Source organism: Intestinimonas sp. (assembly GCF_026169115.1).
Taxonomy (GTDB): domain Bacteria; phylum Bacillota; class Clostridia; order Oscillospirales; family Oscillospiraceae; genus Intestinimonas.
Window position 1 is genome coordinate 13,517 of sequence record NZ_JAPFEA010000019.1, and the last position, 13,582, is coordinate 27,098.

Here is a 13,582-nt window from a genome sequence, read left to right on the forward strand (position 1 = left end):
CCATGGCCCACTCACACAGCAGCACCGGCGCTGTCCTCTTCCTGTGCGCCATGGCCGCGGGAGCCGTCCTGCTCCTCACCGGCCTGGCCCCCACCGAGCCCGCCCGGGAGGGGGTGCGGCTTCCCCAGCGGAAGGCAGCTTATACCGCCCAGGCGGGTATGAGCGACGGACGGAGGGGGCCAGGCCAGCTGGGCGAGGCGGTACCGGTCCAGACGGAGCCCCCCTTCGAGCGGATACGGGACTTTCTCTCCACCGCCGATGCCGCAGCCAACAGCGCCCTGGACAAGGGCCATCTCTTTATCCAGCTCTACGGCGGCGTCCAGGCCCTCTCCGACCGGACGGTACTGGAGGATGTGGACCCGCAGTACTCTGTGGTGAAGCTCACCGACGGTACCCTCACCTTCGTAAATGCCGAGCCCCAGGACGTCACCGGACACGGCCGGTCGGTGGTCCGGCTCTCCCGGGCCCTGGCCGGTCGGGAGATCCCCCTGCTCTATGTCCAGGCCCCCCAGAAGCTCCAGGAGGATGACCCCCGCCTCCCCACGGGGGTGGCCGACTACGGCAACGACTACGCCGACCAGCTCCTGGGCGTATTGGCGGAAAACGACGTGCCCACCCTGGACCTGCGAAAGACCCTGGCCGCCGCCGGACGGGACTGGTCCTCCTTTTTCTTCCGCACCGACCACCACTGGACCCCGGAGGCCGCCTTCATTGCCCATCAGGCCATTGCGGAGGTGCTGGAGCGGGACTACGGCTTCCCCATCCCGGCGGAGCACACCGACCCCGCCGCCTTCACCCGGACCTGCCTTTCCGACTGGTTTTTGGGCAGCCAGGGCAAGCGGGTGGGCCCCCTCTACGCCGGGGTGGACGACATGGAGATCTGGGAGCCCAATTTTGCCACCGACTTCACCTACTCCATCCCCATCTATGACACGGAGCGCACCGGCTCCTTTTCAGAAGCCCTCCTCTTCCCGGAGCGGGTGGAGGAGAAGGACTTCTTCAACGGCAATCCCTATACCCTCTATGCCGGCGGGGACTATCCCATGGCCCGGATCTACAACCTCCTCGCCCCGGAACGGCCCCGGATCATGCTCCTGCGGGACTCCTACGCCTGCGTTCTCACCCCCTTCCTGGCTTTGGACTGCGGGGAGCTCATCACTGTGGACCTGCGGTATTTTCACGACGATCTGCTCACCTATGTGGACTGGCTGGAGCCCGACCTGGTCATTGTGATGTATACCGCCGGCTCCGTCGCCCTGGACGAGCTCTTTGACTTCTTCCCCCAGGACGCCCCCCAGCCGCCCTACGCTCTGGACCCGCCGGCGGTGGAAAAGCCGGCGCTGGGGACAAATTGACCCTTTTGACTGTGAGGTAATGCACCATGCCCTCCGTCCGCCGTCTGGACTATCACTATATGGCCATGCAGATCGGTTTCTGGGCCATGTTTGCCGCCGTCTGCGCCTATCAGGCCGCCCTGCTCACCAGCCGGGGCTTTACCAACGCCGAGACGGGCCTGCTCATCGCCGTCCGCTGCCTGGCCGGCATCGTCTGCCAGCCCGCCCTGGGGGCCTTTGCCGACTGTCATCCCCGCTTCCCCCTGCGGCTCATCGTCTCCCTGGCCCTGGGGGTGGGGCTCATCGCCGGGCTGGTCTTTCTCCTGTGCCCCATGGGTATGGCGGGGACCATGGCCGTCCTCATCCTCATGGGGGGCTTTGAGATCACCTCCTACCCCCTCATGGACGCTATGGCCATCCAGTTTCTCCACCGGGGCGTTCCCATCCGGTACAGCCTGGGCCGGGGGGCGGGCTCTCTGGCCTATGCGGTGTGCTGCGTGGTCCTGGGGCTCCAGGTCACGGCCTGGGGGGTGGAGACCACCCTCGTCACCCACGCCGTCCTCACGGCCCTGGAAATCCTCCTGGTCATGACCTATCCCGTCTGTCCGCCGGAGGGGGAGGGGAGCGGCCCAGCGCCCGCCCCCCACTCCGCCCTGTGGCTCCTGCGGCAAAATCCCAGCTTTGCCCTGATGCTGCTGGCCATCCTCCTGGGCCTGACCGGGTGCCTCCCCATGTCCAACTTCCTGGTCAATGTGGTCACCAGCCGGGGCGGGGCCGCCGGGGACCTGGGGGCGGCCCTCTTTCTCATGGGCGCCTTCGAGCTGCCCACCGCCTTTTTCTTTCAGCGGCTCTACCGGCGGCTGGGGGGTGGCCGGCTCCTCCTGATGAGCATGGTCTTCTGCCTTTTGAAGGCCCTGGCCCTCCTCCTGGCGCCCTCCCTCGTCTTCGTACTCCTGGCCCAACCCCTCCAGATGCTGGGCTACGGCCTGTTCACCCCCACCTCGGTGTACTACGTCAACGAGTCGGTGCCGCCCGAGGACCAGGTGAAGGGCCAGACCCTGATGATGGTGGCCTCCAACGGCCTGGGCGGAGTGCTGGGCAGTCTCTTTGCCGGGGCCATCCTGGACCTGGGCGGAGCCGACGCCATGCTGCTCTTCTGCATGGCCTGCTGCGGGGTGGCCGCCGTGCTGGCCGTGCTGTCCCTCCGGCTGGCCGCCCGCCGGACCTCCTCCCCGCTCTGAATGGACAAAAAATGCCCCCGGATCAGGAGATCCGGGGGCATTTTCTATCTGTTGGGGTGGGGAACCCAGCCCCTGAGGGACTCGGCCCAGACGGCGTATTTGGCCACCTTTTCCTCGCACGCGGCCTGGGTCGCGTCGTTGACCAGGATGTAGACCTTGACCTTGGGCTCGGTGCCGGAGGGACGGACGATGAGGCTGGTGCCGTCGGCCATCTCGTAGCGCAGCACGTTGGAGCCGGAGAGCTCCATGGAGGTCCTGACGCCGTTGGCCACGCTGACCACGGAGCCGTCCTTGTAGTCCTTCTGCGCTCGGACCGCCACGCCGGCGATCTCCACGGGGGGCTGTGCCCGCAGTCCGGCCATCAGGTCGGCCATCTTCTTGAGTCCGTCCAGACCGGGCATCACCAGGTTGAGGGTCTTTTCGGCGTAGAAGCCGTACTTCTCATAGCACTTCTGGAGCGCGTCGTACAGAGTCATGCCCTGGCCGGCGTACCAGGCCGCCATCTCGGTGAGGCACAGGGCGGCGGTGACGGCGTCCTTGTCCCGGACATAGTCGCCCAGCATGTAGCCGTAGCTCTCCTCGTAGGCGAAGATCACCTTGCCCTCGCCGGCGTTCTCCAGCTTGTCCTTTTTCTCGGCCAGGAACTTGAAGCCGGTGAAGGTGTCATAGCAGGCCAGCCCGTTGGTCTCGGCCACCTTTCGCGCCATCTCGGTGGTGACGATGGTCTTGAGGGCCACCGGATTTGCCGGCATCTTGCCGGTGCGCTGCTTGGCGCCGATGAGGTAGTCCAGCAGCAGCACGCCGGTCTGGTTGCCGGTGATGGTGATATACTCGCCCTTGTCGTCCTTCACCATGATGCCCACCCGGTCAGCGTCGGGGTCGGAGCCCAGGATGAAGTCGGCCCCCTCCTTTTTGGCCAGGTCCACCGCCAGGTAGAAGCCCTCGGGGTTCTCCGGGTTGGGGGAGACCACAGTGGGGAAGTTGCCGTCCACCACCATCTGCTCCGGCACGCAGATGACGTGCTTCATGCCCAGGCGGCGGAGGGCCTCGGGGATGAGCTGATAGCCCGTGCCGTGGAAGGGGGTATAGATCATCTTGAAGGTGTCGGCCACCTTCTCCACCGCCGCCTTGTCGTTGACCTGGCCCATGACGTTGGCCAGGAATTTCTCGTCAGTCTCCGCCCCCATGAGGGTGATGAGGCCCTTGGCCACCGCCTCCTCATAGTCCATGCGGACGATGGAGCCGAACATATCCAGCTCGGCCATCTTTTTGGCGATGGCGTCGGCGTGGTGGGGGGGCAGCTGGGCGCCGTCCTGCCAGTAGACCTTGTAGCCGTTGTACTCCTTGGGGTTGTGGCTGGCGGTGACATTGACGCCGGCGATGCAGTGGTACTCCCGGACGGCGAAGGACACCTCGGGGGTGGGGCGCAGGGACTCGAACAGACGGACCTTGATGCCGTTGCCCGCCATGACGCAGGCCGTCTCCCGGGCGAACTCGTCGGAGTGGTTGCGGCAGTCGAAGCAGATGGCCACGCCCCGCTCCATGGCCTCGGACCCCTCGGCCTTGATGACCTCGGCAAAGGACTGAGTGGCATGGCGGATCACATGGACGTTCATCTGGTGGAGCCCCACGCACATGGTGCCCCGGAGACCGGCGGTACCGAACTCCAGGGGGGCGAAAAACCGGCTTTCGATCTCTTTTTCATCGCCGGAAATGGCCTCCAGCTCGGCCCGCTCAGCAGGGGAGAGGGCGGGGCTGCGGAGCCACATTTCATAGGTATCCTTATAGGACATTGGAAGGACCTCCCATCATCTTTGTTACCAGCATTATAGCACAAGCACGGGGGAAACTACAATGGTTATTTGTTGCATTCTGACGGAGGGGGCGTCACTTGTGGTAGTCGGAGCCCTCATTGATCTTGAAGGCCCGGTAGAGCTGCTCCAGCAGCATGACCCGGGCCAGGTGGTGGGGGAAGGTCATGGGGGACATGGAGAGCTTCACCCATGCCTCCGCCTTGAGCCGTTCGGACAGGCCGTAGGAGCCGCCGACAACAAAGGCCAGGTGCTTGGAGCTGTTGTGGGTCCAGGTGTCCACCAGGGCGGCCAGCTCCTCGCTGGAGCGGAGCTTCCCTTCCACGCACAGACAGACCAGGCTGGTGTTGGGAGGGAGCTTGGCGCGGATGGCAGCCGCCTCCTTTTCCAGCGCGGCGTCGATCTGGGCCCGGGAGGGGGATTTGGGCAGCCGCTCCTCAGGCAGCTCCGTCAGGGTGAGACGGCAGTAGCTGCTCAGCCGCTTGACATACTCCGCCGCCGCCTCGGTATAGAATTTTTCCTTGAGCTTTCCCACACAGAGGATGTGTACGTCCAGCATGGCGGCCTCCTCAAATGGTATAGACCGGGCCGCTCTGGTCCCGGGGAGCCACGGTCAGGGTGAGACCGTTTTCCCGGGCGCCGTAGGCGTCCAGAATGGCGCTCACGGCGTCAAAGGCCCGCTGGGGCGTGTTATTCTCCCGGGACAGGTGGGCCAGAACCACAGTACGGGCTCCGCTGCCGGCGGCGGAGAGGGCCAGGACGCCCCCGTCCTCGTTGGACAGATGGCCCTTCTCGCCCAGGATGCGGGCCTTGAGGGCGTACGGGTAGGGGCCGGAGCGGACCCAGTCAGGGTCGTGATTGGCCTCCACCAGCACCAGCTGGGCCCCCGCTATGCCCCGGCGGACGGCCTCGGTCACCACCCCCAGGTCGGTGACCAGGGCGGCCTTCCGCTCCCCGCTGGAGACGGCGAAGCCCATGGGCTCGGCGGCGTCGTGGGAGATGGGGAAGGTCTCCACATCCAGTCCGCCCACTGTGAAGCTGCTCCCCGGGGCGCAGGGGCGCACCACGTCCTCCAAGGCGGCGATGCGATAGCACAGCTGCCGGGCGGTGCCGGAGCTGGTGTAGACCGGCAGGCGGAAGCGCTTATGTAGGGTGGCAAGGCCGGAGATGTGGTCGGAGTGCTCATGGGTGATGAGGACCCCGGAGAGGGTCTCCGGCGGGATGCCCAGGCCGTTCAGCGCCGTGCAGATCCGGCGGCAGGAGATGCCCGCATCCAGCAGCAGATGGGTCTCCCCGTCGGAGAGCAGGGCGCAGTTGCCCGATGAGCCGCTGGCCAGAGTCGTCAGTTTCAGCAAGTGTGTTCCCTCCTCGCGGGCCGTCTTCGGGCGGCCTTCCGCCCGCGCAAAAAGGGCGGCGGACAGGCCGCCGCCCTGATTTGATTCCTAGGTTTTTGTTCAGCCCGCGCTGGCCTGGGCCTTCTCCTCGTCAGGGGTGACCACCACGCAGATGTCGGCCCCCACGCCGGAGAGCTTGCGGACGATGTCCTCGTAGCCCCGCTCGATATAGTGGATGCAGTCCACCTCGGTGGTGCCCTGGGCGGCCAGGCCGGCGATGACCATGGCTGCGCCGGCGCGGAGGTCGCAAGCCTGCACCGGCGCGCCGGTGAGACTTTCCACCCCTTCGATCACGGCGATCTTGCCGTCCACCTGCACCCTGGCCCCCATGCGGCGGATCTCATCCACATAGCGGTAGCGGCTGTCCCAGACGCCCTCGGTGATGACGCTGGTCCCCTCCGCCATGCACAGGGCCACGGCGATCTGGGGCTGCATATCGGTGGGGAAGCCGGGGTAGGGAAGGGTCTTCACATTGGTCCGGGTGAGCCGGTGGGCCGGGTCCCGGCGGACCAGCACCGCGTCGTCGGACTCCTCCACCTCGACCCCCATCTCCACCAGCTTGGCGGTGATGCAGTCCAGGTGCTTGGGGATGACATTTTTGATGAGGACCTCGCCGCCGGCGGCGGCTACGGCGGCCATATAGGTGCCCGCCTCGATCTGGTCGGGAATGATGGAATAGGTGCCGCCGCCCAGCCTGTCCACACCACGGATCTTGATGACGTCGGTGCCGGCGCCCATGATGTCGGCGCCCATGGAGTTGAGGAAGTTGGCCAGGTCCACGATGTGGGGCTCCTTGGCGGCGTTTTCAATGATGGTCATGCCCTTGGCCAGCACCGCGGCCAGCATGATGTTCATGGTGGCCCCCACAGAGACGATGTCCAGGTAGACCTGTCCCCCCTGGAGGCGGCCGCCCTGGGCGCTGGCGTTGATATAGCCGCCGCTCACGTCCACGTCGGCCCCCATGGCCACAAAACCCTTGATGTGCTGGTCGATGGGACGGGCGCCCAGGTGGCACCCGCCCGGAGGGGGCACCTGGGAGAAGCCGAACCGGCCCAGCAGAGCGCCGATGAGATAATAGGAGGCCCGGATCTGGCGGGCCATCACGTCGGGTACCTTGGCGTTGCGGATGCGGGTACAGTCGATGTCCACCGTGGTCCGGTCCACGGTGCGCACATCGGCGCCCAGCTCCTGGAGGATCTTCAAAAGAAGGGTGACATCGCTGATCTGGGGAATGTTCTCAATCCGGCACACACCGTCCACCAGCAGAGCGGCGGGAATGATGGCCACCGCGGCGTTCTTGGCGCCGCTGATCTCGATCTCTCCGTGCAGCGGTTTGCCCCCGTGAATCACATACTTCGTCAAAACCGCACCTTCTATTCTCCGGCGTCCTCCGGCTCGGCGGAGGGACGCGGCAAGGCCGGGAGAGGACTCCCGGACCTGGTAAATTTCTTCTGACAGGCGGGCGCTTACCGCTGCCCGCTCCAATGCAATGATATTATACCATCCCTAGTATGTAAAAGCAAAAGAAATTTTACACGAATGTTACGGGATTCTCTGCTGGAAATCATTTCTTTTCACGGCCTTCGGCCCTCTGCCGATGATTGCAGTCGGGAGAAAACCGTGGTATACTGATTTTGATTCTGTATTACGGGAGCGGTGGACATGGACATGTATGAAAAGACGATCTCCAGCCGATCCATTTTCCAGGGCGTTATTGTGGATCTGCGGGTGGACAGCATCGAACTGCCCAACGGCGCCGGGTCGATCCGGGAGGTGGTCTCCCACCCCGGCGGCGTGTGCGTGGTGCCCTACCATGACGACGGCACCGTCACAGTGGTGCGGCAGTTCCGCTACCCCTTTGGGAAGGTCGTGACCGAGCTACCCGCCGGGAAGCTGGAGCGTGGGGAGGACCACCGGCTGGCCGGTCTCCGGGAGCTGGAGGAGGAGACAGGCCTCACCGCCGATTCCTTCCGGTATCTGGGCCCTCTGCTGGCCTCTCCGGGCTTTTCTGACGAGGTCATCCACCTCTACCTCGCCCAGGGGCTCCACCAGGGGCCCTGCCACCCCGACCCCGACGAGTTCCTGGAGTTCTGCCGCATACCCTTCGCGGAGCTGCTGGAACAGGCCATGGACGGTCGTCTCCAGGACGCCAAGACGGTGGCCGGGCTGCTCAAGACCAAGGTCCTGCTGGGCCTTTGAACGAAACCAACACGGACAAGCTGGGAGGCGTGAAATGGGAAAGACCATTTTGATCGTGGAGGATGAAAAGAACATTGTCGACATCCTCAGCTACAACCTGACCAAGGAGGGCTATACCGCCCTGGAAGCCTACGATGGAGAGGCGGGGCTCCAGCTGGCCCTGGAACAGGACCCGGACCTCATCCTTCTGGACCTGATGCTGCCCAAGAAAAACGGCTTCGACGTCTGCCGGGAGATCCGGCAGGCGGGGCGGACCACCCCCATCCTCATGCTCACGGCCCGGGAGGAGGAGACCGACAAGGTCCTGGGTTTGGAGCTGGGGGCAGACGACTATATCACAAAGCCTTTTTCCATGCGGGAGCTCATGGCCCGGGTGAAGGCCAACATCCGGCGGAGCAACATGGTCCCCGCCGACCACGACGCCAAGCCGGCCACCGGACGTCTGGAGCTGGGCCGCATTGCCATCGACACCGAGCTGCTCATGGCCTATAAGGACGGGGCCCCTCTGGACCTCACCCAGCGGGAATATGAGCTTTTGAAGTTCCTGGCCTCCAACCCGGGGAAGGTCTTCTCCCGGGAGGCCCTCATGGAAAATGTATGGAACTACGAGGGCTATGTGGGCGACGTCCGGGCGGTGGACGTGGCCGTCCGCCGTCTGCGCGAAAAGGTGGAGGACGACCCGGCCACGCCGCAGTTTGTAGTGACGCGGCGGGGTCTGGGGTATTTGTTCAACGCCTGAACGCCGCAACCGCTCAGGCCGGGGCGTGCTCCACGGGGCCCCATCGCCGATGGGGCCGCCGTCAGGCGGTACACTGCTTAGGGGAAAGACCATCAACAATAGTCCATGGGCCCCCAAACGAAGCCCAGCGCAGCGGGTTCGTTTGGGAGAAGGAGGGGCAAGGGAGCGGAGTGAGCCATGGTCGCCAGACCAGGGCGAGCGGTGCGGACTTTGCCCCGACGCTGCACTGAGCATGTGAAGTCATTCGGGGTCCCCATGGGGCCAAGGCCGCATGGGGCAGAGGACGACCCGGCTACGCCGCAGTTTGTAGTGACGCGGCGTGGTCTGGGGTATTTGTTCAACGCCTGAACGCTGTAACCGCTCAGGCCGGGGCGTGCTCCACGGGGCCCCATCGCCGATGGGGCCGCCCCCCCTTTTTTTTGAGCATGCTCAGTTTTACGGGACCCATCCCAAGAAAGGAGACTGTCTCCCATGTTCCGCTCCCTCCATATGAAGCTGGTGCTCATCATGGTGCTCCTCATCGTCTCCCTGATGACCGTGGTGGGCGCCTTCCTGATGAACGCCGTGGTGCGGTACTACCTGGACGACTTCAACACCCGCATGAGCACCATGTTCTCCGCCCAGGACCTCTATGAGGATCTCACCATCCCCTATGAGGGCGAGGAGGACGGCGCGGCGGGGCTCCAGGATGTGCTCCGGGCCAACATGGGCGAGCTGGGTGTGGACGGGCGGACCCGCTACTACTTCATTCTGGACGGCACCACCGGAGCCTATCTGGCCGGCTCTGACGACCAGATGGGAGAGCACCTGGACAAGAGTCCCAACGTGCTCCGGGCGCTGGCCACAGGGGAACCGGCCACCGGCAGTGACATCACCGCTGATTTTATGGATGTGGCCATCCCCATCACCCGGGGAGAGGTCCCCTACATCATCCAGATCTATGACAACCGACAGACGGTGACAGAGCTCAACGGGTCCCTCTTCATGCTCATCCTCCAGGCCCTCGTCTTCGGTCTGATCTCCTCGGTGCTCCTCTCCTTCCTGCTGGCCAAGACCATGATTACCCCCATTGAGCGGCTGACCGCCGGCGCCCGGCGGGTGGCCTCCGGGGACTTTTCCCGAAAACTGGAGGTGGCCTCCAAGGACGAGATCGGTGTGCTCACCGCCACCTTCAACTCCATGGCCCGGCAGCTCCAGACCACCATCCGGGAGGCGGAAAACGAGCGCAACAAGCTGGACACCCTCTTTCTCCATATGACCGACGGTGTGGTGGCCTTCAGCCGGGCGGGCGCGGTGATCCAGAAGAACCCGGCAGCCGAGGATATGCTGGGCCGCCCCATCCTGCCCGAGGATACCTATGAGAGCCTGTTCGGAGATCTGGCCCCCCTGGACCAGATCCTCCATCTGGCGCAGCCCGGCTACCAGGAGGCCGAGCGCATCTCCGGCAGCCGGAGTCTGGAGCTGCTGCTGGCTCCCTTTGACCAGGAGAGCGGCCAGGGCGGCGTGATGGTGGTCATTCATGACGTCACCACCCAGCGCCGGAACGAGGAGATGCGCCGGGAGTTTGTGGCCAACGTCTCCCACGAGCTGCGTACCCCCCTCACCAACATCCGCAGCTACGCCGAGACCCTGGTGGATGGCGCCGGGGACATCCCTCCCGCCATGGAGAAAAACTTCCTGGGGGTCATCCTCAACGAGTCTGACCGCATGACCCACATCGTCCAGGATCTGCTCACACTGTCCCGGTTCGACTCTGGCCGCAGCGAGCTCAAGCTGGAGCGATTCTCCTTTTCCGCCGCCGTGCGGGACATCTACAACGCCGTGCTCATGGAGGCCCAGCGCCACGGCCATGCTCTCACCCTGGACATCGGTCCGGACATCCCCGAGATGGTGGGAGACCGGGACCGGGTCCTCCAGGTCATGATGAACGTGGTCTCCAACGCCATCAAATATACCCCCGACGGCGGCCAGATCGCCATTGCCGCCGGGCGGAACCCCCTGCGGGTGTGGATGGAGGTCTCCGACAACGGCATCGGCATCCCGGAGGCAGACCGCCCCCGCATTTTCGAGCGATTCTACCGGGTGGACAAGGCCCGGTCCCGGGAGTCGGGCGGCACCGGCCTGGGCCTGTCCATCGCCAAGGAGATCGTGGACCGCCACGAGGGCATCCTGGCCCTGGTGGACCGGCCGGGTCCGGGCACCACCATCCGCATCGAGCTGCCCATCGAGGGACCTGCCCATGGGAAGTGAGAAAAGGACCGCCCTCATCGAGTGGGGCAAGAATCTGCTGATCGTGTTGCTGTCCCTGTCGGCCCTCTACCTGCTGGGCCGGACCCAGCTCTATGAGGACGGCGCCGCCAGCGGGCGGGACCTGCTCTCCGGGCTGCAATCTGTCTTCACCCCCGCGGAGCCGGCCACGCCCGGCCAGACCCTGGGGAACTGGAGCCAGGGAACGCTGCCCCGCCCGGTCCGTATGGTGGTCCTCACCGCCCAGGGCAGCGCCGGCATCCAATACGACAACGCCGCAATGGACAGCCTCTTTCTGGAGGCCACCACACCGCTGGCCGACGCCCTCACCGGCGCGGGAACGTCGGTACAGGTGGAGGAGACAGACTTCCAGGCCGCCCTGAGCGCCCAGCGGCCCGGCATCTACCTGGACTTTCTGGGCCGTGTGCCCCTGGCCAATCTGACCGCCTGGCTCAGCGGCGGACGGGCGGTGAACGGTGCGCTGACCCAGAGTGTCCGCCGCCTCCTTCTCACGCTGGATGAGGAGGGGAGGGTCCTTCTCTACTTCATCGATGAGGGCACCGGCGGCTGCTATGTCTCCGAGACGGCCCCCGATCTGGCGGACCGGCTGGAACGTTTTGTGGCGGGGATCTCTCCCAACGGCTCCTCCTTTGCCTTCCAGAATGGAGAAGCCTTTGCCAGCCTGGCCCCCTACACCCTGCTGGAGGGCGGACAGCCGCCCAGGCCGGGCCGGTATTTCGTGAGCGATCCGGTGCCCATCAGCCCTGTGGGGGACGACTATGGAGACGCCTTTGACGCCCTGGTGCAGAGCCTCTCCTTCCAGCCCCAGTCCATGTCCTACCGCAGCCGGGACGGCGTCACCATCCAGGAGGGCGCGGAAAAGCTGCGGCTGAGCGACAGCGGTCAGGTGACCTACGAGGCCGCCGACCGGAGCGATCCCCGCTTTCCCATCCAGGGCCTGAGTCAGGTCCCCACGGAATGGGAGCTGGTGGGCGCGGCCTGGGCCTTTGCCGAGCGGGTCTTCCAGTCCAACACCGCCGCCTCCTTGTGCGGGGACGCCCGGCTGTATGTCCAGGGCCTGGAGGAGACGGAGGACGGCGTGGCCGTGCTCCTGGGCTACCAGCTGGATGGCGCCGCCGTGGCGGTGGGGCGCTTGGGCTGCGCCGCCCGGATCGAGATCTCCGACGGCGCCATCACGGCGTTCCAATTCCAGCTGCGGAGGTACACCTATCTGGACCAGGGGGTCCCGGTGCTGCCGGAACTCCAGGCCACTGCCGCGCTGGAGGCACAGAACGCCCAGGGCTCCGAACTGCTGCTCTACTACTACGACGACCTGCGCGGAGACGTGGTCGCCGCGGACTGGGGGGCCTTCTGAGCCCTGACCATGAAGGAGGTGAGGCGGCCTTGGAGTGGCCCAAGCTGAAGAACATCATCATCATCATTCTCGCCTGTGTGAACGCCTTTTTGCTGGTGCTGGTGCTCCACCGGCAGCAGGAGAGCCAGCGCTATTCGGAGAGCGCCCGGGAGGACGCCATCACCGTGCTGTGGAACACCTGCCGGATCGGGCTGGATCAGGCTTTGCTACCGGAAGACATGGCTCTGCCGCCCATGACGGTGGAGCGGGACCAGGCCCTGGAACAGCGGCAGGCCGCCGCCCTGCTGGGGACCCTCACCGGAACGCCGTCGGACTCCATGCGGTATGAGGGGACCAAGGGCACAGCGCAGTTCTATATCAACGGGTCCTTTTCCGCCGCCTTTGCGGAGGGAGCCTATCCTGTGGAGGAGACCACGCCGGAGGCATTTGCCCTGGCCCTTCTGGAGACCCTGGAGGTGGAGGGGGAGGTGGTCCGGGCCGAGACCGACGACTGGCCCCGCCGGGCGGAAGTGGTCCTCCGGCAGGGCTGGGCTGGGAGCCCCATTTTCGACTGCACCGCCACCCTGATCTTTCAGGACGGGGCGCTGCGGGAGATCCAGCGGGACGTGAGCCGGCGGCTGGTGGGCGCGCCCAGGGCCGCCGACGGGCCGGACTGTCTGGACATGGTCACGCTGCTGCTGCGGTTTGCCGACTATGTCAAGCAGAACAGCCGGGTGTGCAGCCAGATCACCGGCTTCACCGCCGGCTATGTGCTGGACGCCCAGTCGGAGCCCGCCCAGCTCGTCCCCACCTGGTATGTCACCACCGACAACGGAGCCTATTACTGGAACGCCGTTACCGGAGAGATCTACCCGGAGCAGGCCGATGGCTGACCACGGTCAACGCCCCTTGTGGGAGCGGACAAGAGCCGCTTTCACAAGGGGCGTTTTTCATGTCTGGAAGCCGAGCCCACGCTGGTTTGTGGTGCGCGGCCTCCCGGACGCGCCCATGCACCACGTCATTCTGTGGGGCGCGACGACCTCGTCGCGCCCCACAGCAAAAGAAATACCGCGCCGAAACGCCTGGCCGGTGAGGACACCGGCCCCTACAAAACTGCCGCACCGTTGGGCGTAGGGGCCGATGAGGACATCGGCCCCTACATTCGTCATTCTGAGCGGAGCGAAGAATCCGTCCCCTGTTCTTTTGTACCGGGGCAGGAATACGGATTCTTCGCCTGCGGCTCAGAATGACGAGGGAAGGGCG

The 13,582-nt window shown here is 65.4% G+C and carries 11 protein-coding genes; 7 read left to right on the top strand and 4 right to left on the bottom strand.

Features of this window, described 5'->3' with window-relative positions; all coding sequences use genetic code 11:
- Positions 1-2 precede the first annotated feature (2 nt).
- On the top strand, positions 3-1,355 hold the full coding sequence (locus tag Q0Y09_RS01680) for a hypothetical protein (protein WP_297716749.1): 1,353 nt from the start codon (positions 3-5) through the stop codon (positions 1,353-1,355).
- A 26-nt stretch (positions 1,356-1,381) separates the two neighbouring features.
- The gene (locus Q0Y09_RS01685) at positions 1,382-2,575 is read left to right on the top strand and encodes an MFS transporter (protein ID WP_297716751.1); all 1,194 of its coding nucleotides are present in this window, start codon (positions 1,382-1,384) and stop codon (positions 2,573-2,575) included.
- Between the two features lie 44 nt (positions 2,576-2,619).
- On the opposite strand, the gene Q0Y09_RS01690 is transcribed toward Q0Y09_RS01685, so the two are convergent.
- The 4 genes from Q0Y09_RS01690 to Q0Y09_RS01705 all read right to left on the bottom strand — a co-directional run bounded on the left by Q0Y09_RS01690 (position 2,620) and on the right by Q0Y09_RS01705 (position 7,142).
- The gene (locus Q0Y09_RS01690) at positions 2,620-4,368 is read right to left on the bottom strand and encodes a phospho-sugar mutase (RefSeq protein ID WP_297716753.1); all 1,749 of its coding nucleotides are present in this window, start codon (positions 4,366-4,368) and stop codon (positions 2,620-2,622) included.
- A 94-nt stretch (positions 4,369-4,462) separates the two neighbouring features.
- Positions 4,463-4,945 carry a 23S rRNA (pseudouridine(1915)-N(3))-methyltransferase RlmH gene (rlmH, locus tag Q0Y09_RS01695; RefSeq protein ID WP_297716755.1) on the bottom strand — a complete coding sequence of 161 codons (483 nt, stop codon included), beginning with the start codon at positions 4,943-4,945 and terminating at the stop codon, positions 4,463-4,465.
- Positions 4,946-4,955: 10 nt separating this feature from the next.
- The gene (locus Q0Y09_RS01700) at positions 4,956-5,741 is read right to left on the bottom strand and encodes an MBL fold metallo-hydrolase (RefSeq protein ID WP_297716756.1); all 786 of its coding nucleotides are present in this window, start codon (positions 5,739-5,741) and stop codon (positions 4,956-4,958) included.
- Between the two features lie 99 nt (positions 5,742-5,840).
- The gene (locus Q0Y09_RS01705; protein WP_297716758.1) at positions 5,841-7,142 is read right to left on the bottom strand and encodes a UDP-N-acetylglucosamine 1-carboxyvinyltransferase; all 1,302 of its coding nucleotides are present in this window, start codon (positions 7,140-7,142) and stop codon (positions 5,841-5,843) included.
- A gap of 300 nt (positions 7,143-7,442) precedes the next feature.
- Between Q0Y09_RS01705 and Q0Y09_RS01710 the strand changes: the two genes are divergently transcribed.
- From Q0Y09_RS01710 to Q0Y09_RS01730, 5 genes are all read left to right on the top strand, one after another.
- Complete coding sequence (locus Q0Y09_RS01710) at positions 7,443-7,979, top strand: NUDIX hydrolase (RefSeq protein ID WP_297716760.1); 537 nt, start codon at positions 7,443-7,445, stop codon at positions 7,977-7,979.
- Positions 7,980-8,013: 34 nt separating this feature from the next.
- Positions 8,014-8,718: a response regulator gene (locus tag Q0Y09_RS01715; RefSeq protein ID WP_297716762.1), complete on the top strand. Its 705-nt coding sequence runs from the start codon at positions 8,014-8,016 to the stop codon at positions 8,716-8,718.
- Positions 8,719-9,189: 471 nt separating this feature from the next.
- A complete protein-coding gene (locus tag Q0Y09_RS01720; RefSeq protein ID WP_297716764.1) occupies positions 9,190-10,968 on the top strand; it encodes an ATP-binding protein in 1,779 nt (592 codons plus the stop codon).
- A complete protein-coding gene (locus Q0Y09_RS01725) occupies positions 10,958-12,340 on the top strand; it encodes a hypothetical protein (protein ID WP_297716766.1) in 1,383 nt (460 codons plus the stop codon). Before Q0Y09_RS01720 ends, Q0Y09_RS01725 begins: the two co-directional genes overlap by 11 nt.
- A gap of 29 nt (positions 12,341-12,369) precedes the next feature.
- Positions 12,370-13,212 (top strand): hypothetical protein, encoded by an 843-nt coding sequence (locus tag Q0Y09_RS01730; protein ID WP_297716768.1) that lies wholly within the window; start codon positions 12,370-12,372, stop codon positions 13,210-13,212.
- The last annotated feature ends 370 nt before the right edge of the window (positions 13,213-13,582 follow it).